The 19,672-nt window shown below is 30.1% G+C and carries 33 protein-coding genes; 6 read left to right on the forward strand and 27 right to left on the reverse strand.

Features of this window, described 5'->3' with window-relative positions; all coding sequences use genetic code 11:
• Positions 1 to 3: 3 nt before the first annotated feature.
• The gene (locus V7S50_RS11020) at positions 4 to 246 is read left to right on the forward strand and encodes a hypothetical protein (protein ID WP_336375991.1); all 243 of its coding nucleotides are present in this window, start codon (positions 4 to 6) and stop codon (positions 244 to 246) included.
• Between the two features lie 44 nt (positions 247 to 290).
• Positions 291 to 707, forward strand: coding sequence for a hypothetical protein (locus tag V7S50_RS11025; RefSeq protein ID WP_336375990.1), 417 nt, complete (start codon positions 291 to 293; stop codon positions 705 to 707).
• A 352-nt stretch (positions 708 to 1,059) separates the two neighbouring features.
• Here the strand turns inward: V7S50_RS11025 and V7S50_RS11030 are convergent, their stop codons facing one another.
• The 7 genes from V7S50_RS11030 to V7S50_RS11060 all read right to left on the reverse strand — a co-directional run bounded on the left by V7S50_RS11030 (position 1,060) and on the right by V7S50_RS11060 (position 4,697).
• The gene (locus V7S50_RS11030) at positions 1,060 to 1,554 is read right to left on the reverse strand and encodes a hypothetical protein (RefSeq protein ID WP_336375989.1); all 495 of its coding nucleotides are present in this window, start codon (positions 1,552 to 1,554) and stop codon (positions 1,060 to 1,062) included.
• 118 nt (positions 1,555 to 1,672) lie between these two features.
• Positions 1,673 to 2,167 (reverse strand): hypothetical protein, encoded by a 495-nt coding sequence (locus V7S50_RS11035; RefSeq protein ID WP_336376901.1) that lies wholly within the window; start codon positions 2,165 to 2,167, stop codon positions 1,673 to 1,675.
• A gap of 122 nt (positions 2,168 to 2,289) precedes the next feature.
• A complete protein-coding gene (locus tag V7S50_RS11040) occupies positions 2,290 to 2,697 on the reverse strand; it encodes a hypothetical protein (protein ID WP_336376425.1) in 408 nt (135 codons plus the stop codon).
• 41 nt (positions 2,698 to 2,738) lie between these two features.
• Complete coding sequence (locus V7S50_RS11045; RefSeq protein ID WP_336376424.1) at positions 2,739 to 3,278, reverse strand: hypothetical protein; 540 nt, start codon at positions 3,276 to 3,278, stop codon at positions 2,739 to 2,741.
• Entirely contained in the window at positions 3,275 to 3,505 is a 231-nt protein-coding gene (locus V7S50_RS11050; protein ID WP_336376902.1) for a hypothetical protein, read from the reverse strand. The genes V7S50_RS11045 and V7S50_RS11050 overlap by 4 nt, the downstream gene beginning before the upstream one ends.
• 183 nt (positions 3,506 to 3,688) lie before the next feature.
• Positions 3,689 to 4,177: a SprT-like domain-containing protein gene (locus tag V7S50_RS11055; protein WP_336376422.1), complete on the reverse strand. Its 489-nt coding sequence runs from the start codon at positions 4,175 to 4,177 to the stop codon at positions 3,689 to 3,691.
• Between the two features lie 34 nt (positions 4,178 to 4,211).
• Positions 4,212 to 4,697 carry a SprT-like domain-containing protein gene (locus V7S50_RS11060; protein WP_336376429.1) on the reverse strand — a complete coding sequence of 162 codons (486 nt, stop codon included), beginning with the start codon at positions 4,695 to 4,697 and terminating at the stop codon, positions 4,212 to 4,214.
• Between the two features lie 140 nt (positions 4,698 to 4,837).
• On the opposite strand from V7S50_RS11060, the gene V7S50_RS11065 reads away from it, so the two are divergent.
• Positions 4,838 to 5,146, forward strand: coding sequence for a hypothetical protein (locus tag V7S50_RS11065; protein WP_336376421.1), 309 nt, complete (start codon positions 4,838 to 4,840; stop codon positions 5,144 to 5,146).
• A 356-nt stretch (positions 5,147 to 5,502) separates the two neighbouring features.
• Here the strand turns inward: V7S50_RS11065 and V7S50_RS11070 are convergent, their stop codons facing one another.
• From V7S50_RS11070 to V7S50_RS11085, 4 genes are all read right to left on the reverse strand, one after another.
• Positions 5,503 to 5,766 (reverse strand): hypothetical protein, encoded by a 264-nt coding sequence (locus tag V7S50_RS11070; RefSeq protein WP_242289258.1) that lies wholly within the window; start codon positions 5,764 to 5,766, stop codon positions 5,503 to 5,505.
• Between the two features lie 313 nt (positions 5,767 to 6,079).
• Complete coding sequence (locus tag V7S50_RS11075; protein ID WP_061662470.1) at positions 6,080 to 6,898, reverse strand: Rpn family recombination-promoting nuclease/putative transposase; 819 nt, start codon at positions 6,896 to 6,898, stop codon at positions 6,080 to 6,082.
• A 209-nt stretch (positions 6,899 to 7,107) separates the two neighbouring features.
• Positions 7,108 to 7,515 carry a type II toxin-antitoxin system Phd/YefM family antitoxin gene (locus V7S50_RS11080; protein ID WP_336376420.1) on the reverse strand — a complete coding sequence of 136 codons (408 nt, stop codon included), beginning with the start codon at positions 7,513 to 7,515 and terminating at the stop codon, positions 7,108 to 7,110.
• 190 nt (positions 7,516 to 7,705) lie between these two features.
• Positions 7,706 to 8,044 carry a hypothetical protein gene (locus tag V7S50_RS11085; RefSeq protein WP_336376419.1) on the reverse strand — a complete coding sequence of 113 codons (339 nt, stop codon included), beginning with the start codon at positions 8,042 to 8,044 and terminating at the stop codon, positions 7,706 to 7,708.
• A 146-nt stretch (positions 8,045 to 8,190) separates the two neighbouring features.
• On the opposite strand from V7S50_RS11085, the gene V7S50_RS11090 reads away from it, so the two are divergent.
• Positions 8,191 to 8,676 carry a site-2 protease family protein gene (locus V7S50_RS11090; protein WP_242299044.1) on the forward strand — a complete coding sequence of 162 codons (486 nt, stop codon included), beginning with the start codon at positions 8,191 to 8,193 and terminating at the stop codon, positions 8,674 to 8,676.
• Positions 8,677 to 8,819: 143 nt separating this feature from the next.
• Here the strand turns inward: V7S50_RS11090 and V7S50_RS11095 are convergent, their stop codons facing one another.
• On the reverse strand, positions 8,820 to 9,374 hold the full coding sequence (locus V7S50_RS11095) for a hypothetical protein (protein WP_336376418.1): 555 nt from the start codon (positions 9,372 to 9,374) through the stop codon (positions 8,820 to 8,822).
• Positions 9,375 to 9,559: 185 nt separating this feature from the next.
• Between V7S50_RS11095 and V7S50_RS11100 the strand changes: the two genes are divergently transcribed.
• Positions 9,560 to 9,784 carry a hypothetical protein gene (locus V7S50_RS11100; protein ID WP_336376417.1) on the forward strand — a complete coding sequence of 75 codons (225 nt, stop codon included), beginning with the start codon at positions 9,560 to 9,562 and terminating at the stop codon, positions 9,782 to 9,784.
• A 181-nt stretch (positions 9,785 to 9,965) separates the two neighbouring features.
• Here V7S50_RS11100 and V7S50_RS11105 read toward each other — a convergent pair whose 3' ends face one another.
• From V7S50_RS11105 to V7S50_RS11115, 3 genes are all read right to left on the reverse strand, one after another.
• On the reverse strand, positions 9,966 to 10,550 hold the full coding sequence (locus tag V7S50_RS11105) for a hypothetical protein (RefSeq protein ID WP_336376416.1): 585 nt from the start codon (positions 10,548 to 10,550) through the stop codon (positions 9,966 to 9,968).
• 29 nt (positions 10,551 to 10,579) lie between these two features.
• Positions 10,580 to 11,089, reverse strand: a complete 510-nt coding sequence (locus tag V7S50_RS11110; protein ID WP_336376415.1) for a hypothetical protein — start codon at positions 11,087 to 11,089, stop codon at positions 10,580 to 10,582.
• A 217-nt stretch (positions 11,090 to 11,306) separates the two neighbouring features.
• A complete protein-coding gene (locus tag V7S50_RS11115) occupies positions 11,307 to 11,540 on the reverse strand; it encodes a hypothetical protein (protein ID WP_061662462.1) in 234 nt (77 codons plus the stop codon).
• A 120-nt stretch (positions 11,541 to 11,660) separates the two neighbouring features.
• Between V7S50_RS11115 and V7S50_RS11120 the strand changes: the two genes are divergently transcribed.
• Positions 11,661 to 12,374, forward strand: coding sequence for a hypothetical protein (locus tag V7S50_RS11120; protein ID WP_086877139.1), 714 nt, complete (start codon positions 11,661 to 11,663; stop codon positions 12,372 to 12,374).
• Positions 12,375 to 12,550: 176 nt separating this feature from the next.
• Here V7S50_RS11120 and V7S50_RS11125 read toward each other — a convergent pair whose 3' ends face one another.
• The 12 genes from V7S50_RS11125 to V7S50_RS11180 form a co-directional block, all read right to left on the reverse strand.
• Positions 12,551 to 12,940, reverse strand: coding sequence for a hypothetical protein (locus V7S50_RS11125; RefSeq protein WP_242299049.1), 390 nt, complete (start codon positions 12,938 to 12,940; stop codon positions 12,551 to 12,553).
• A 158-nt stretch (positions 12,941 to 13,098) separates the two neighbouring features.
• Positions 13,099 to 13,383, reverse strand: a complete 285-nt coding sequence (locus V7S50_RS11130) for a hypothetical protein (protein ID WP_336376413.1) — start codon at positions 13,381 to 13,383, stop codon at positions 13,099 to 13,101.
• Between the two features lie 145 nt (positions 13,384 to 13,528).
• On the reverse strand, positions 13,529 to 13,942 hold the full coding sequence (locus V7S50_RS11135) for a hypothetical protein (protein ID WP_336376412.1): 414 nt from the start codon (positions 13,940 to 13,942) through the stop codon (positions 13,529 to 13,531).
• 97 nt (positions 13,943 to 14,039) lie between these two features.
• Complete coding sequence (locus V7S50_RS11140) at positions 14,040 to 14,315, reverse strand: hypothetical protein (RefSeq protein ID WP_336376411.1); 276 nt, start codon at positions 14,313 to 14,315, stop codon at positions 14,040 to 14,042.
• Positions 14,316 to 14,348: 33 nt separating this feature from the next.
• Positions 14,349 to 15,068, reverse strand: coding sequence for a hypothetical protein (locus V7S50_RS11145; protein ID WP_336376410.1), 720 nt, complete (start codon positions 15,066 to 15,068; stop codon positions 14,349 to 14,351).
• Between the two features lie 28 nt (positions 15,069 to 15,096).
• Positions 15,097 to 15,390 carry a hypothetical protein gene (locus V7S50_RS11150; protein ID WP_086878081.1) on the reverse strand — a complete coding sequence of 98 codons (294 nt, stop codon included), beginning with the start codon at positions 15,388 to 15,390 and terminating at the stop codon, positions 15,097 to 15,099.
• Positions 15,391 to 15,408: 18 nt separating this feature from the next.
• Positions 15,409 to 15,750 (reverse strand): hypothetical protein, encoded by a 342-nt coding sequence (locus V7S50_RS11155; RefSeq protein WP_336376409.1) that lies wholly within the window; start codon positions 15,748 to 15,750, stop codon positions 15,409 to 15,411.
• Positions 15,751 to 15,763: 13 nt separating this feature from the next.
• On the reverse strand, positions 15,764 to 16,195 hold the full coding sequence (locus tag V7S50_RS11160) for a hypothetical protein (RefSeq protein ID WP_336376408.1): 432 nt from the start codon (positions 16,193 to 16,195) through the stop codon (positions 15,764 to 15,766).
• 55 nt (positions 16,196 to 16,250) lie between these two features.
• Entirely contained in the window at positions 16,251 to 17,195 is a 945-nt protein-coding gene (locus tag V7S50_RS11165) for a 3'-5' exoribonuclease YhaM family protein (protein WP_336376407.1), read from the reverse strand.
• 157 nt (positions 17,196 to 17,352) lie between these two features.
• Positions 17,353 to 17,775: a hypothetical protein gene (locus tag V7S50_RS11170; RefSeq protein ID WP_336376406.1), complete on the reverse strand. Its 423-nt coding sequence runs from the start codon at positions 17,773 to 17,775 to the stop codon at positions 17,353 to 17,355.
• 88 nt (positions 17,776 to 17,863) lie between these two features.
• On the reverse strand, positions 17,864 to 18,736 hold the full coding sequence (locus tag V7S50_RS11175) for an Rpn family recombination-promoting nuclease/putative transposase (RefSeq protein ID WP_336376405.1): 873 nt from the start codon (positions 18,734 to 18,736) through the stop codon (positions 17,864 to 17,866).
• A 77-nt stretch (positions 18,737 to 18,813) separates the two neighbouring features.
• Complete coding sequence (locus tag V7S50_RS11180; protein ID WP_319790851.1) at positions 18,814 to 19,656, reverse strand: ArdC family protein; 843 nt, start codon at positions 19,654 to 19,656, stop codon at positions 18,814 to 18,816.
• Positions 19,657 to 19,672: the final 16 nt, after the last annotated feature.

The following is a 19,672-nucleotide window of genomic DNA, read 5'->3' on the forward strand; positions in this document are numbered from 1 at the left end:
CAGATGACAAATACAGCTTATAACCAAGTAAAAGAAGACGAATCGAAAATTTTACAGGTTAAAATGTATGAAGAAGTAAAGGAAGGTTTTTCAATTTTTAGCGATAATAGAGTTGAGATTATTGGAGAGCAAACTATGTCAATAGATGGAAAGATATTAGAGCAGTATCTTTATAATATAGATGGTTATACTCCTGATAATGGTAAAGCGTTTGTGTCTCTTAAATCAAACATTATTTTACTTTAAAAGAGATTGATTCATTTTAAGTATAAACACCGGAGGATTTTATAATGATAAATTTTAAAGAGAAATTATCGGAAGATGCAGACGTTTCAGTCGAGGCATTTGAAAAGTTTCATATATTTTTAAACAAGAATTTATTTGGAGAACTACCAGAAGGAACAATTGTTGAATTAAATTGTGCATACACAACGCTAAGTTATCTGAATGTAAGGTATGTTATTCGTATTCCAAATCAGGCAGTTTTGAGTTTAATTGTATTAGGCTTTAAATCATTTACTGGAGGAGAACGATTTATTCATACGGATTTTTTAAGGGGCGATTGTGCAATTGTAAATAATGCTATAAATAAAACATTATGGGGCGTTCATGTTTTTGAAGGTGAATTGCAGAAGTATAAAGGGATTTTATATAATCAAATAATTCCGTTGTGCCAGAAATATAAATATCAAGCATTGCAAAATTAAGACATTGATTCATTTCGGTGTCTTTTTTTTGTCGTCTCAAAATGATAAGTATTCTTTACTTAATGAGATTTGCGGTTATTTATTCCGAAAAGTTACGTTTTCACCATAAATAAAAAATCGGTAAAAATCATCAAAAACTCTCCTTCTTCTGACTATAAACTCTTTTATCTTATATTTTTAGGATTTCGATAAAATTATCAAACATGCAAATATTTGACCTTGGATTGTTTGTTTGTGAAGTTGATTATTAAACGATGGTTGAATTTATGCTTTGTATATAAAAAAGACCTCAACAAGAGGTCTAAATGTTTTTGATAGTAGATAATTATGTATTGCATATAATATCCTCAATTTATTTTACGAATATATACTGCATGTTTGTGACTCTGTGGTTCACCCAATTATTATAATTGTTTTCATTTCCAAAAGAGATTTCTTGAAACCCTTCTTTTGCTTCTTTACATAGTTCTTTATTTTGATAATGGGAAAATACGCTATATTTTTTGTAAGTTAAATCTTTATCCTGTAAATATAAGATAACTTCATCCATAAATGCTTCTAATTGCTTTTTATTTTTAAAGTTTTTAATTAGCAGGTCTATTGGAACATTTGATTGTAAAAACTGAATGTCATTAGCGAATGGTATAATATATTTTTCTATTTTTTCATCATAGTAAGTTAAAAGATTACATCCATCATTTTTATGGACATCATAATACACATTTGATGCAGTTATAAATAAATTCATATATTTATTTAATGTTATGCCAATGTTTGGTTTTAATCCATCATATATATTTAATTGCTTTTGACATTTACCATTTCCGTTCCAGTAAATGTTTTTCATATGAACTCTCTCCCTTTTTGCTCACTCATTAGTTTTAATGAATACCTGTCTGTTAATTATCTGTTCTTATTATATAATAAATAAAAAAATAAGCCCTATAAAGAGCTTATTTCATAACTTATTCTACCCATGTGAATTTCCAATTGACTACTCGATGATTTACCCAATCATCGTAATCTTCTTGTAGACCAAAAGTTACATCTGAAAACCCTTCTTTCATATTCTTTGATAACTCTTCTTTTTCATTACTAAAGAATACTTGAAGCATTTCAAAATTTAAATCTTTATCCTCTAAATATAGAATTACTTCATCCATAAATCGCTCTAATTTCGTTTCGTTCTTGAAGTTCCTAATCAATGTTTTCATTTGAACATTTAATCGTAAGGATTTAATGTCATCTGCAAAAGGCATAATATATTCTCTTATATCATCCTCATAGCAATCTGCAAGATTACATCCATCATTATTGTACACATCATAGTAAACATTAGCGACTGTAATAAATAAGTTCATATACATATTTTTAGTCATGCCATTACTCGGCAATAATTTATTAAGCTTTTCAACTTCCTTTTGATGTTTACCATTTTTATTCCAATAAGTGTTTTCCATATTAACTCTCTCCCTTTTAATTAATTGATTTTAATCAATACCTGTTTTATTATATCCTCGTATTATATGCATAATACAATAAAAATAAGCCCTATTAGAGAGCTTATTTGTAAAATCTATAATTATTGTCTAACATAAACCTTTTTCATTTCTGCTACAATTTTTATGCTATCTTCCTTAATTGCTCCTGTAAAACATCCCGCAGTTGTGAAGGAGATTTTTTGATTATTTTCATCGTATGTACCATCATCATTTAATTCAATTGCAAGAATTCGATTTTCATAGGAAGCTGTTCGATTTCCAACCGTAAAATAAGGTAGAGATTCTGTTACATTCAATATTAGGTATTGTCTTTGACCACGAGATTCATCGTTATTGGGCTCTCCATGTACAAAATCATATTTTCCTAAAAACTTTTCATAAACCCATTCATTACTATAATGACCAACATATATAATGCCATCTTTAGTATTACCTTTAATGAAATCATCAGATGTTACAACTTGTCCTTCTTTTAATTTTGTATTCATAAGATTACACTTCCCTTCTCTTTTTAAGCAAATACAGATGGTTAACGAGCATCTGCTATATGTTCCTGAATAGGTTGCAATTCACCGACAAACTGAAAGGTTTTTATAATGAATTCATCTAAATACTCTCTTGTAATACCATTGAACTGACCTACCCCTCCTTTATGTAAATGCATAAGCTGAATAAATGCCTCATGTAGATGATTGTATTTCCTCTTTAATATAATTGAAAGAGTTAGCCAGTGTTCCCCTATGCCACATGGATAGAATGTATCATCCGTTACATCAATTACCCCACGTCTATTATCTGTTTCAATCTGTTTCTGCACTTTATAGTAGTCCGTAACTAAAGAAGGATTACCCGCTAATTCCATTCCTTGTGTCATTGCTTTATTAATAAAGACTTGTAAAAAGTCTTTAGTTTTTTCATCATTAAATTCAACTCCATATTCTAAAGCGATTTCGCTAAAAATATCATTGGCCACTTTTTCTTCATAGAGCATAAAAGCTTCTTTTAATTGTTCTTCATTCAGACCACGAATCGGTTTTTGTTCTCGTTGGAAAAATGTAGTTGTTGTCATGAATAACGCCCTCTTTTTTGTGTAAGTTTACTAACTTTGATTTCTTTTCCTTTATTGTCTTCAATAGTTAAGTGCTCCCCAGGATAAAGAATCCTTAATGCCACGTCCAGACCTGTTTCTATGACTTCAAAAGCTTGCATGACTTGTAACCCTTTTAAGATAGAGACACATTCTTCTAATGAACCTACTTTTTTTATTGATAGTCCCGTATGAATTCCGAATGACATATCAAATTCCTTCCTTCTCTTTCTTGTTTTCATTCTTTTGAGAGGTATTTGCTTCCACACGTTTAAAACAGTCTTTTAACTGCCCCACTAATTTACTTTTAAACCCCTTAAAATCCATTGTGCATCCTCCTATTTCGGTTTATAAATCATGAGCGTTTATAAGAATTATATGGTTCAATACATTTAAGCCCCTATGACCTCTCCAGTAAACTTGAATTCTCCATGACAATTTCTATGAATATACTTTTTTTCGTACCCTTTTATTCGAGCTTGTATGGTTTCCCCGCATTTTTTACACTCATAGGAATACACTTTTCTTTTTCTTTCTCCTTTGAATGTATATGTTCCAGTTCTTGCAGAGCCAACTCTTGCTAATTCTTGTTTAAAATACGCATCTTTATCTTTATATGGTTTTCCTTGCATAAAACAAGCAAAATGAACCAATTCATGTTTTAAAACGTCAATAATAACATCTTTTTCTTGATAAGTTACAAAATTTTTAGACAGTCGAATTACTTTAGGAATTCTCTCTTTTACACTTTTAATATAAAACGTTCCGAAAGTAGTTGTCATTTTAGAACTAATTTCAATATTTACGGTTAATGGAAGTCCATATTCTTTTTGTAAAAAGTCTTTTGCAATTTCTGTTAATTCTTCTACCGAAAATTTCATGTCTTTCCCCTCTATTCTCTATTAATAATCAATTCTATTTTAAGATGCCTTCCCCTACAAAACGAAATTGTCCATTGCAATGATTATGCAGATAATTCTTTTCAAAATGCTTCATTCGGTGAAAAAAAGAGTACCCACATTTTTGGCATTCATAATAATAAACAATTCCTTTGTAAGGATATTTCTTTGATTCCAAAACACCTAATCGTTGTAGCTCTTGTTTGAAGTAAGGACTACTATCTGTATAAGGCTTTCCATTTACAAAACAGGCATAATGAATCAATTCGTGCCTCAAAATATCCAAAATCGTTTCTTTCTCATGATATAAGAGTAGATTCTCAGATAACCGAATCACTTTCGGAGTACGTTCTCCTGTATACTCGTTTATTTCACCATAAAAAATTCCGAATCTACGAGTCATTCTTTTCGATATTTCGATATTTATCACAAAAGAAATATCATATTCTTTTCTCAAGAATTCTTTTGCAAAGTCGGTTAGTTTTTCTATTGAAATTTTCATCAATCAAATACAACCCCTGTCTATGTATTACACATTTATAGTAAAATATATTTTACCTCAAGTCAACAAATGTCTTGTTCTCTATCTTTCTTGTTGGTAAAATAACGTATAGAATTTAGTAAATAAAGGGGTTTTTACGGATGTTTTATTTTGGAATCTCAGAAAAAGAAGGATGGTACTATACATCAACGTTTAATGTGTACCAAAAAGTAAACCGGGATGTATATTGCTATGTGAGTCAATATTTTGGCTATTACACGGTTCAATTATATGAACGTGGTACAACAGGTCTATGTACATTAGAAGCACGTTCTAAAGGTGATATTGATGCTCTATTTGCATTAGGTGAACAATGGCTGTCAGAGCATAAAGATTGGGATGAAGAAAAATTAAAAAACAGCCCATACTCGATTTCACAAATGGAATGGAGAGAGAACTGTTGGGTCTAATAAATTTTAATAACATTTAGTTTTTTTATAGATGATATCTAACAAGCCTGGTGTTTCAATAACAGGAAGTTCTTTTTAAAAAAAGTTTTGTAGTAAATGACCCGAAATTTTAATAACAGAAAGTTCTTTTCAAAATAAAATTTGACATTATACTGAAACTTTGAAATAACAATTAGTTTTTTTTATTAAACAGGCTACATTTAAAAAATATTAATTACAATAACATATAGTTTATATTAAATACTCTTTCTATACATATCAAAACATGTAAATGCTTTTAATAACATTAATTTCGCTTTTTTAGTGATTTAGGGTTAAAATTCAAATATTTTATTCTAATAACATCTATATAAACACTATCTAACATCATTTTTTAATAATAATTCATCCAGTTTTTTCTTAAATATTTCAATTTCCGAATCACTTTTTATCATGTTATCAATATCATAATTAACAATAAACTCTTTAACCTGATTATCAAATAAAATTCCTGAGCTGTATTTATTTTTGAACCACTCCTTTTGTTTTAATATTTTAAACTTTTTCTTAAATATTTTTTGTTTCTTGGAAGGGATTAAAAGAAAAAGTTGTCCTATTGCCTCTCCTATAAATTCAATCATTGCCCTCAACTTCCTTTCTTCTATAATTACTATTGAAATTAATACAATACTTATCTATATTATAGTGAGTATTTTTTCGCAGTATGTTCTTTCTTTTTGCTCTTAAAAGGTTTTCCTTCCTACATGAAATCTTGAATTGCTACGGCTGTTTGAGCATGGTATTCAATCATGTCTCATTGTACACTGCTCATTGGTACCTCTTCTTTACATTGAGTAACTACATAATAACACATTTATTTACTATAGTTAATAAAAATATAATTGTAATTTTGAAATAAAAAAAGAGAATCTACAATAGATTCCCTTTTTTGTCTTATGGTCGAACTTCTCTTTCTAATCGTTCAATTTGGTCAATTGGTAAATCTGTCATTTCAGCAACATCACTTATTGACATGGCTTTATATTTTTTTAAGAGTTTTTTTGCTATTTCTCTCTTTTCTCCATTAATTTGAGTTTTAGTATCAGAGAGGAATTTTTCACGCAAATCATACATCCGTTTTGTTTCCTCATCTGCACTCAAACGTTTTAATTTGCTTTCAGCTTTGGCAATCGTTTTATCCATTTCAATTACCTCCTCTAAAGTTTTCGCAGGAACATCTTCTTGTAAAAAGAGTAGCCATCTATGAAGGTTATTATTCAAGTCAGCAGTATACTTCTTAAACTTAGGATACTCAATGAAATGAATTTCTAATAGCTCTGTAAGAAGTGTTTTTTCTTGACTCTCAAATAATTGATACTTGGAATGAAAATTATTGATTGGTAGCATATCGAAATTAAGAATATTAATTGCTATGGTTTTTGTTAAAGTAGTATAATCTTCGCCCTTTTTAAAGTTTTCTGTATAGAGTTTCGACCAATAAAACAGAGTTCTTTCAATCATATTGTGTTGATTCGATAATTGGACTTCAATATTAATTTTTTCATTTGTTTGAGACATAGTAGCCTTGATATCAAGAATTCCTTGTTTGTCGTTAATATTTTCGATACTTAATTTTTCTGATTCTATAAGTAAGTCAGTTACTTCAAATCCTAACAAGGCTGTTAAAAAACCCTCTAAAAAATCTAAACTATCTTCTTCCCCAAAAAGCTTCTTAAAAATAACATCATTTAGTGGTTTTAATCTTACTGTCATATTGCACTTCCCTATATTCATTATAGTGACTTTTCTCGAACAGAGCTACTTTATTAATCAAAAGTTTAAGTTATAAAAGGTGTACATTTCAATATACTACTTACAATTGTATTACTCATCTGAGTGAAAGAAAAGTCCATTATATTATAGAGATGAAATAAAAAAAGAGAACCTACAATAGATTCTCCCTGTTTTCGTTAGAATAATGACTAATTATCTTTGTTGTTATATTTCTCATCTGTATAAGCTATGTATTCTTCGCTCGTTAAATTAGATTCTGCATCGGGAGCACTTAAATGTTGAGTAAAATGTAATTTGTACTCTCCTGAAGTTCTCATTTTTATATACGTCTTAATAGTAATAGTATCTCTAAAAATATCGTCTCCTTTAGTATCAACCACTACCTTAATCTGTACCCCGTTTGGCAATGTAATATCTTCTCCTGTTGATTTTATCTGATTATCCATTGAATGATATTCGGAATACGGCATAAATACAGCAATTGGCTCGTTATTCTTCATAATGACTTTCGTTTCCTTCTTGTTAATGATATCTGTTATTTTCTTTTTAAAATCCGTTAGACTGATAATTAATTGATGTAGGTTAGGTATTTTCATGATTCCATCTCCGTTCCATATGATAATTACATAGTATCACATAAATAGAATGGAAAACAACACTTAATTTAGGTTTAAATTCAATATTAAATTTAGTTTTGAATTTATTTGTGTATTTCTAAATTTAAACAAGAGTACGTTTAATATCAAAATAAAAACCCCGTACACATATAGATACGGGGTTCATTGTTTATTTAGGGATGTTTCTTATTGTTGTTACGATTTCTTTCACAACATCATTACTAAGTTCTAACTGATGAGCAATTTGCTCAATATTTTTCCCTTGCTGAAATAGAGTAAGAACTCGTAACGTATTTCCTATAGATTCAGCTCTCGTTTCCACTCTTAATCGCTCTTTTTCTTCTTCGATAATTCGACCTACTTTCGTCATTTTTATCCACTCCCTTATTTGTTGAGCATAACCTTCATCAATGAATTTGTCAGTAGCAGTTAATATACCTGCAATAGCTTGTAAATGTTCATCTTCTACAGGCATTTTCTTTGCTAAATTAAAACATTTTTCAATCATTTCCTGTCTCAATCTTACTCTTTTTTTCTTTTTAGAGCGATATGTTTTTTAACGTTAGATTTATTAGAATAACATTCCTGTTATATAATATAAGAATGTATAAAAATAGGTATTCGAAACGAATTGAATTTAGGAGGAGATTTTATATGATGTATGTATTTTTAGGCGTATTATGTTTCATAAAAGGTTTAACAGCTTTGTACCTCACTACATTTATTCATGAATTAGGTCATGCGTGTATGGTATTGCTAAATAAAGGAACAATTGCAGAATTTGAAATGGGTTCAGGTAAAAATATATTTCGAATTAAAAAATTCACACTTTCTTGGGGCTTCAAAGGAAGATGCAGATATGATGTACCTAAGAATACGCATCCATTAAAACAAATCATTATATCTTTAGGTGGTGTAATCTTTACATTACTAACAGCTATTGTATTGATTGCGTATACGGAAGTGAATATATTTGAAAATCTATTACAATTTAAACTTTCATTTACAGAGTGGATGCTTATAACATGTCTTACAGATATAACGAATTTGCGACCACATAAGTTTATTCGTAGAGGAAAAGAAAGTAAAACAGATGGATTACAGGTAGTAGAGTATTTCTCTCTTCTTATGAAAAAATAAGCAACAATAAAAGAACAGTATTCACACTGTTCTTTTTTCTATTAATTATCAACCCTTCTTTAAGTTATGTTCATAACTCGAAAGGAGTTTTCTATTTAACCATCAAATATGCCCTATTGTTCTTTAATAGTTTATTTATTTATTTATTTATTTTTTTGTTTAAGGTCCTCCAAAATATCAAGTAAATTAAACTTCCAATACAACTTTGTTTTCCATGTTGCTTCAAATTTCCTTTTTACTGTTATCATTGCAACTTCTTTTGCATCTTTAATGGACTCTTTTATATTGTCTATGTCATAAAACATGTAGATAAAAGTAGTCATAACGATTAATTCTTCTTTATTCATATCTTTCATTTCTAACTCTTGTGTTTCTGCATTCTCTACCGCAGTGTCACGAATTAGTTTTTTTGCATATTCATAGGCTAATTTTCTATTCAATGTTGTTTTGTCTTTATTTTTACTCGCTACTTTACGATATACAGCAATAGGTATATGCAGTTGATTGCCAATCCTGTTTATTAAATCAAATATCAAAACTGGTCCCCTATCTTTCAATTCTTTTTTAAAGTCCTGCTTTATCTTTTGTTTAAGCGATTTCTCACCTGCATTTTTCATTTTTTGTGTATAGTCGTTCAATATATTCAATAGTGTTTTTACTTCATTTACTTCTTCTTCAGTGTTGAGTATCCAGTACATAACATATCCCTTCCTTTCATGGTCATATTTTCGTATGTAGTATTATATTTGCTACAGCTACATGTCATAAAAAAGAAACGTTCGATAAGGGGAATTTATTATATATACTCAGAAACACCATATAATATATAGATTTCTATAAAACAGGTATTTAAAATAATTAACTAAATGAGGAGAGATTTATAATGAACAAAACATTTTTACTTGCTGATGAGGAAACTTTAGATGTTCAGGCAGTATTACTGGTGAAAGTTGATACAGATTTAGAGGAATTAAAAGAAAAAGCAAAGGTTATTAAAACGAAAATACAAAACGAAGCGGAAGAATGGAATTATTCGGATGTTATTAATGCTTTATTAGAAGAAGATGAAGTAATTGCAGAGGTTCCATTTGGCGTTTTATACCTTTAGGTCATAATATAAGGAAATATAAATTCAAAACAAAAAGGAGCGATATTATAATGAATGTTAAAACTTTATTATGTGGAAAAGAACTAAAAGGGCTTAGTAAAGATAATTTGGCTATTGAAGACAAGTAATTAGTTACTTGTCTTTTTTATAATCCCATTATTCTCTCATATCTTATAATTCCCTACTCCCATCCCCGCATTTTTTTAAGCTCTCTTATACGAAGCTCTTTCCCTTTTTCAAAACCATCATTATACGCCTCTTCATACAGATTCTTTTTTTGTTTGCTTTGTAAACGTTCCCCCTCTCTTATTCCTTTTTGATACGCACGATTATTTTCTAATCCCTCTTGGTAACCTTTTTGATAAGCAAATTTAAATTCTTTCTTCAGCTCTGTTTCTGCAAACATGCTTTTGAAATCTTCCATTCCTTTTCTATAGCCATCCTCATAACTTCCATTTATCCCTGAAGATACAAGGTTATGTAATAGTTTTTCTTCTAAAGCAGATTGGTTATCGTCAACCGCTTGTCTTTTGGTCAATGATTCTTCAAGATTATTAGACATATTCACAATAAGAGGAAGAATAGACAATAGTTTGTAAAAAGACAAATCATCAATAAGTCGTTGAATCTTTTCTTTTAGTGCTTCTCTTCCTTGAAAAGAATCATCCAATCCCTTATTAATAAACACATTCATATAAGTTTGCATAAGTAAAGAGGCTTGAATTTCTCCATCGAAAGGCTCAACTATATTTTCAATTTTCTTCATTGTTTCCTCCCTCTTTTTATTCATGCAAATCACTCCCATTCTCTCATTTTTTTTAGTTCTTTAATGCGTAGTTCTTTTCCTTTTTGAAATCCTTCTTTGTATCCTTTTTCATATGCCGTTTTAAAACCAATTTCAGTTTGTTTTGCTTCCACTTCTTTTTTTCCACGTTCAATTCCTTCTATTACTCCATTATTATATCCTTCATCGTAAATAGTTTTTTCTTTAATCTCAGTTTCTTTATTTGCAATAGTTATTTCTCTTTTTTCTCTATTGTTTTTTCTTATTAAAGCTGAATCATAATCTCTTTTAAATTGCATTCCCATCATGTATAAAGTCATTAATTGTGTATATGTAAAAGAATCAAGCATGTCCTGAAGTTCTTCCATAATAGATTCTCGTGCGTCTTCCATATCTTTTATGCCACTTTTAATAAACACACCCATTTGAGCAAATGTTAACACAGATGCGGATGCCTCACCATTTAAAGAAGCAGTTGCTTTTTTAAATTCTGTTTCAAAATCAAAGTTTTCGGTACTCATTAAAAATCAAGCCCCCTATGTATAATAAACTGTAAATTTATTTATTCATTGTAACACAAAGCAAGAAATTGTAAGCTTATTGCTATTGTTTATTTTTTTATTACAATTACGGTATGTGAAATTTTATATATTCTTGAAATAAAAGACCATATAAATCACCTGTGATAACTACAAAAAATGCAGAGTATTTAAATTTTAAAATACTCTGCATCAACTATCAGAAGACTAATCTATATATTCCAAACCCTATTGCAACTACTCCACATATTATCGGAACGATATGCTTCTTCTTCGACTGCTCATAGACTCCTAATCCTCCATTAATCATATTCACTCCTAAAACTAAAAAGAAAATACTAAAATAAAATGGATTTAGACCAGAAGGAATAATCAACAATATTATTGCTACTAAACTTATATAGTGAATTCGCTTAATAATCTTCTCGTTCATTTAAGTCCCTCCTTTACTATTACTAAACCAATTATAACAAATTATTTAAAAAATTCCAAAAAAATGGTAGATTAATACTGGAAGATATTGTATAGTGTTAATTGAAAGGGAGGTATTAATTTGAAAATAAAGAAAATATTAGCTAACACTACTGTCGCTACTTTGCTTTTGGGAAGCTTTACAACTGTTGCGAGTGCAGAAGAAAATGTTGGAAATATTCATAACCAAACTAACACCTCATCTCAGAAAAACTTTATCCCACTTCCACCAAAAAACAATGATGATATTGGTGATAAAGGAACGTTCACACTTGAAGGAGTCGATTACAACTATGAATTCAAGGAGGACTTAGACAAAGGAATCCGAGAATTTGCTTTTGGTGAAGGAGAGGAACGAAACGTAGCCATTTATGACATGAATAAAGGCGAAGTTACTCTTGATGGCCAATTGGTTGCAAACAATGTAGTTACTAAAGAAAGAGTTATGGCACCACAGCTTAATGATTTAACTATTGGTTCAGATAAAGGTGGCGGTGTCTATGACTTTAAGTATTATGACGAAGGTTCATTTAATGTCATTTCAGCTACAGCAGTCACATTAGGAGCAATTCTTATTGCTACAGTTTTCAAGAAAAGTCCTGGTAAAACGGCTGGAGTAACAGTAGCGGCTGGAATATTGGGGGCAGTTTCTTCGAATAACTTCACTCTTCGTTGGAATTTATATCACTATAAGAGTTCAAAGAAAACTTGGTATAAAGACAGCATCAACTTCTATAAAGGTTTAACTGGAAATAACAGAATATATAATGTTTCACATTATTACGGAGTGTTATAAACTCTAAAAAGACACTGGCTCGTTTCCAGTGTCTTTTATTATTTATATAATCAGCTATAAGGAATAATAAAATATATTCTTAAATTTGAATATTCACGATGAAGAACGTAAACATCCAAGTTATATTTCTCCATCCGTTATTTGTTAACATAATAATTTTATAAGCACTTTATCCATTAAGAGCACAACAAGTACATCTCTTTTTTTGAAACACGATTCGGTAAAATCCAAAGGTCTATTTCCTTTACATACTCAATCCCTATTTCTAATAATATATTTTTGTTTTCAACTTCATCCTCTGCCCAAGGTATTCCGTTGTACATACAATATTTCTTTATTTCATTAGTGTTTAATGAATATTGTTTTAAACACATTATAAAAGGTCGTAACTCCCTTTCTGCTTCTTTTCTGTCCTTAAAACGATAATCCAATAACCAGGATTCAATTATATGCATTATCATAGGATATATAGCAAGTGGCACATTCCCTTTTATACGATACTCATATACTTCTTCATTTTTCACAATTTCAATCATATTTCTCTGAAAATAGTCAGACACATACATTCCCCCAATCATAAATTTGATAGACTATTTTACGCATTTTTTCTTAATAAATTTACTGTTTTATAAGAAAAAGCTCTCTAAAGAGAGAACTTTTTATCTTTTAGTGCAAATAAGTAATAATTAGCCTTAATAGTAGAGTTTACATCTTGCGTGATTTTCTATGCATTTAGCTCTGAAATATCTACTAAATCTGAAATCAAGATTGGTCCATCTTCTAAAGTGATAGATTCATACATTCCAAATTTCGCAAATTCACCTTCTGGATGAACATCACATTCATCTCTCCAAACATCGAAAGAATCTTTTTTTTGTAATGTTGGTTTCACTCTCCATACGGAAGTATAATTAAACCCTCCCTTGGTAATATATCGACATCCACTTAAATAAAAATATTGCAATTCTATAGTCTCTGCTTTTGTTAAAGATTTACCTAATTTATTCATTTGTACGTTCTCCTTTATAAATCATAATTTCTTATACCTGGTTTTATATTATCTATACATTATATTAATAGTTTGCATCTAATATAAAAAAGCAGACAACATTTGTTCTCTGCTTTTACATTATGTATTGCTTATTTACAATTATTTAATACATTCTCACATCTACAATCTCATTAATAGCGATAGGAGCATCTTCCCACTTCGTAAAGTTATAATCTCCGTGTGTAGGACGACACCAATCCCCTTCATACGATACTCCTTCTTGCACTGTCCAGAAGCTTCCTTTTGCTAATTTAAAGCGTTTAGGAAGATTTCTCCATAGCTTTACTTTCCCATCTTGTTCTTTTGTAAGATAACGATAACCGCCTAAATATAAATAAGACAATTCGATTTCTTCTTTTTTTGAAATACACCCCATATAATCTAAATACTCAAAACCTGCACGATACGGAGTACCTAAAGTATCTATAAACTCCCCACTAATCCCTGAAAGACCTATAGATGTTAATATAAGGATTTTCCCTTCTTTTTTATCTCGATAGAGGTTCTTCTTGCTCATTTTTAATATCCTCCTATTAGCATTTTTTAAATTATCTTTATGAATTTTCATTGATTTCGATTAAGTTATTATCCGTTTTTCGCTTCTTAGTAATAGATTATTGTGTTCCTTTTTCTCTTTTAGGAGTAAACTCTATCTTTCTTGCCCCAACACCCTCAAAATAGCCCACAGGATATGTGTGCTCTTCTACTTCATCATCGTAATTAATGCGAACAATTGTAAGTTCAGTTGGAGTAACAGCTTTTATTAAGCAATTATATACTCGTTGAGGCTCCCCAATATTGCCAGTTGGTTCAATGAGATAAATAGGGATTCCTGGGTAGAGTTTTGCTGTATCAAAAACAGTTGATTGTTTTAAAAATTCACTTTGCATTTCATAATTCTCCTTCTATGTCTTTAAACGTTTTTATAGATTAACAACTTCTTTCAAAGACGCTTCAAGTTGTTTTTTCAAATCCTTGTATTTTTGAATAGAATCATCTTGCTCATCATCTAATATTTGATTCGTACATCTCACAATACGTCCTCTTAATCGCTCTACTTCGATAGAAATCTTGTAAATATCAAAATTAATTAGCCCTTCATATAGAAGGTCTTCATCTTGTGTATTTTCCCAATTTGGATAATATGTCTTTCTACCTTTATAGAATTTATATGAATCTCTGCATTTTAAAATTGTATATTCTTCCTCATCATTTAACACATAATAACCTTCATAATAGTTAGGGTCATCCTCTAATCGTTTACTTTTTGAACCTACTAATGAATGGCTTTGTAAAGTTGGTTGAATAAGGTAAAAAACGGTTTTTAATATCTCAATTATCTTTTCATCTGATAATGTTTCTTTTTTATATTCATATATTCGATAAAGTGATTTATCAAAAGCAAAGCTCTTGTATAAGAAATCATCAAATAATCGTAATGACATGTATTGTCTTACATCTTCTGATAAATGTAATAAGCATAATGCAGGGGTTTTTGTATATTTCCCATTTATGACTTCCTCATGGTTATCAACGATTGTGACAGGACAATTCGCATAAATGGAATTTGTTATGATAGTTCCGTATTTTCCGTCCAATGGGTGATTTTTATAATCATCTTCTTTTAAATTAAAGGGTATCATTCGGTTAATCCTCCATATTATCTATTTTTTAGATAGTTTTTCTGAATTTTTTCTTCCTATCTTTTTCTACTTCAGACATTTCAACATAAATATCCATAAGTTCTTTAATATCCATGTTTTGTTTTTCTTCTTTATACGACTTCCAAATTGAATCACTATGATTTAACCCATATGTATACCAAATCGCTTCTGCTTCCTTGAAAGATATAAATAAACCTTGTTCTCGAAAATCTTTCTGAATTGCTCGTTTTTCTTTATCTTGTAGGAAAACTATTGCATTCATCATTTCTCTAAAATAAATTTGCGTTTTAACAAATCCCATTAAGACTCACTTCCTTCTTCATTCATTTGAAGTTTTAACAACAGTAACATCTAATGGATATCCAAGCGTTGTTATGTCACTTAATCGAAACTTTAAATGGTCACCTGCTTGTAGAGAGGTATGGCTCTTACAAATTTCAACAATGTTTAATTTTTCAATAGGTGCAGAATGAATTCCCATCACTTTGAAGGCTTGTTTTTCTTGAAAGACTACATTTACTATTTCTACATCATTATGCTCTAAAATGACTTTGACAGTATCTCCTACACAAATAGGATGACCATTGAGATAAACTTCTGTTTCTTCTCCGACTAATCCATAAAAAGTATTATTTTGCATAAGTACCAATTGATTATTCATATCTCAAAATCTCCTATTCTTGGATTTCTTGCTTTTCATTTTGCTTAAAAGTTTCTACTAACTTCCTCATAGCATCCACATGTTCCATTTGTAATTGAATTCTATTATTCAACTCTGATTCTTTTTCTTTAACAAGACATAATAATTCAGAGCTCTTTAGTAAAGAATCCTTTAAACTCTTTTCCCCTAAAAATTCTCTTAGTAATTGAAATAACAATTTGTTCTGATAATAAATCTGTTTATCCACAGATATATAATAAATTGCATCACCTATAGAATCTATTTCCTCTGCATCAGCTTGGTTCCTTAATTCATATAACTTACTCATTGAAAATAACTGTTGTCTCTCTACTGTAGATAGGTGCTTATAACTATCAGGATTATCTATAAGGTTCTTTGCAAATGCTAAAATCTTCTCTTGCATTGGCGAAATCCGTTTGCTCATATGTATACCCCCTAAAAGAAAGAGTCCCTAAAAGGAACCCTTCTTAATGATTTGTTTAGCAGTATTTAGGCTTATAGAAGTCAATTCTCATTTCTGGAATGTTAAACATTGCCCCTGATTCAGCACTTAGTAAGTGTTTATTTACCTGATACATCTTCGCATCAATAGAATCAATAAAATGTAGTAAAAGTGCCTCTTTTACTTTTGGTACAACAGGTGAACCCCACTCCAATTGCCCATGATGACTAAGAACCATATGTGATAGTAGCATTGGTACTTCACTGTTCTTGTCCAACTTTTCTTCTTGAATAAGCTTTACAACTGTTTTATGAATAGCTGTATCCATAATAGCAATATGACCTCGTAAATTACCTTCTACTGAGTAAGCGGGATTTAGGGGATTCTCAATTTCAATTAATTTCCCTAAATCATGTAGAATAATACTTGCACAAAGTAAGTCTTCATTGGCTCCATATATTTTAGCTAATTGTTTGGCTGATAATAACATCGTGTACACATGATATCCCAAGCCACCAACTACCTCATGGTGAAATTTCTTGGCCGCAACATGTTCGTAGAATTTTTCCTTACATGGTTCAAAGATTGTCTTTGTAATTAATTTAATCTCTTTATCTTTCATGTTCTCAATTGTTGATTCAATTTCAGCACGAATGATATCTCCATCCATAGCAACAGTTTCAACTAAATCACCTTTATTAAATTCCGTAGCTTCTTTAATCGTTGATAGTTTCACTTGTAATTTATCTCCATATTCTGTAACCACACCTGTTAAATGAGCGACTGGAAAATCTTTTTCAAAAAGAGTACGAAGTTCTTCCGTAATGGACCAACAAATCGTTTCTAATGAACCTGTTTTATTTGCTAAGTTAAACTTAAAATAAGGATTCTTATTTTGTGCAATAGATTCATTTATGTTTTTTAATAAAAACACACCATTAATTTTGTCACCTTTTTTTAATTTGCTAAGATTTACTACCATTTGATGTACAACCCCTTTTATTTCGATTCGTTTTTTTAATTGACTATAGTATATAACATATATTCTATTTAGTAAATTATTTTTTATTGAAAGACGAAATAAAAAAGAAGAGATAGTATCTCTTCTTTAAAAGAATTCGTTATTTTTCAGGACATCATCAATTCAATTCATTCTTCAACTCTTTCAAAACATCCATTTCTAATTTGATATACTTTGATATTTCTTCTAATGACCAATTTTCTGCCAACAAGCTTTTTGCTACTTTAATTTTCATTTGTTCTTTACCAACTCTCATGCCTTCTTCCCAAGCACCTTCTATCCGTGTTCTTTGGTCAGATAAATATTTATCCCTTAATTCGATAGACCTTTTCAATTCATTAATAAAAGGTTCTTCTAATACATAACCCTCATCATTCAAGAAACTATTTATAACTCTTTCTATCATTTCTGCATCCGAATCCATTAATAGGGTAATAGTTTCTTTTTTGAGACCAGTTTGTTCAGTGATATCCGTTACATTAGTCGCTTCTTTAAGTAATTCTATGGCTTCTTGTACTTTATTTGTATTATTTATATCCACCAATTATCAACACCGTCCTTTTTACATTATTTTACCATATATTGATAGAGACAAAAAAACCTACTCGCTTAATGAGTAGGTAGTGTAATTAATCCAGATTCTGTTTTAATTTTTCTAAGAAATCCTTATCTAATTCGGTGAATTCTGCTATTTCTTCTACTGACTTATTCTTTTTCAACATTTTTTTTGCCATTTCAATCGCTTTAGCTTCCTTACCTTCTTTAATCCCTTCTTCTTTCGATTCTGCCTTCGCACCTTCAATACGAGTCTTTTCATCTGATAAATGTTTTTCTCGTAACTCATATTCTCTCTTTACTTCATCGTCTGCACTCAGATAATTTAATTTTTTATCAGCTTTACTAATTAATCCATCCATTTCTCGTAACACCTCCAATTCCTCTGTAGGTACATCCTCTTTTAAGAACAGTAACCATCTGTGAAGTGGGTTTGAATAATCTTTATTCTCTATTTTATCAAACTTAGGCAATTCTATGAAATGAATTTCCAATAAATCAGTTAACATACATTTCTGCGTATCTTCATATAGATGGAACGTTGAACGATATGTTTCTAACTCCAACATTTCAAATCCTAACAAATTGATGGTAATTGTTTTGGATAATTCTTTGAAGTTTTGTCCTGACTTAAAGTTTTCTGTATATAGTTTAGACCAATAAAATAAAGTTCGATGAACCATATTATACTGATTGAGCAATTGAACCTCTACATTAATCTTTTCCTTTTTACTTGTAATAGCTTTAATATCCAAAATTCCCTGTTTTTCTACTAAGGATTCCTTTGTAAGCTTTTCTTCTCTTATTTCAATATCTTCAATACGGAATGATACAATTGAATTTAAGAATCCAATTAATAGGTCTTTATCCGTGTTTTCACCAAAAATCTTCTTAAAAATAAAATCATTTAGTGGTTTTAATCTCTTTGCTCCAACGAACTGTTCCATTCTCTATTTCTCCCTTTTTAAAAGTTATCTTCATAACTTTTTAATGTGTGTAAGAAAAGCCAAATCAAAGATTCGGCTTAATTTTCATATTTAATTCCTCGAATGTAATCTACAGCTTTTTGTGCTTGGGCACTTGCTTGTACAATTAAACGAGAATCACCTTTTAATGCTCCTAACCATCCTTTTAAATATGACGCACTATTTTCAAATGTACTATTATCAATACCTGCAATTGCAGATAACATTGATGCACCAAGTTCAGCAACAAGCTCCTCTTTGGAATATACTTCATCACCGAAGTTAGCCTGTTCTACGATACCTGGTCGATTCAAACGACTTTTATGACCTGTTGAATGAACCAATTCATGAAAACATGTAGAATAAAATCCATCTACGTTCGGAAAATGTTTCATTGGTGGTACATTTACGACATCCATTGATGGGCGATAGAATGCCGAGCCAGGATTATAAGTCATATCTGGTTTATTCATAAAGTCTTCAATTAATTTTTCAGCTTCTGCTACAGGGTCATGCTCAAAAGATTCATTTACTCTCTTACTTTCTAACCCCTCACATTGCGTATTAATTTCATAAACTCTGTAATAACGTAATAATGGATATGTGTCCTCTTCATTTTCTTCATCTTTCTTTCCCTTTTTCTTAATCCATTTCCATAATACTGCGATACTATATTTCTTACCTTCTCCTTCTTTAATTCTTCCACCTGCTTCTTTAATTTGTTTATACGTTGCATATTCCCCACTTGATAATAAAAATTGATTAATACCACGATAAGGGGTTTGAGTTTTCCAATTCACTGCAACCGCTTCGCCTACCCAAGGTTTTCTCCAAGGAATTGTACCTTCTTCTAACTTTTTGATAATATTTTGTGTTACAACATCATATACTGCTTCACTCATAATAAGAATCCACCTT

Origin of the sequence: Bacillus sp. CCNWLW194 (assembly GCF_037120585.1) — a bacterium.
In the GTDB taxonomy this organism is placed as follows: Bacteria; Bacillota; Bacilli; order Bacillales; family Bacillaceae_G; genus Bacillus_A; species Bacillus_A basilensis.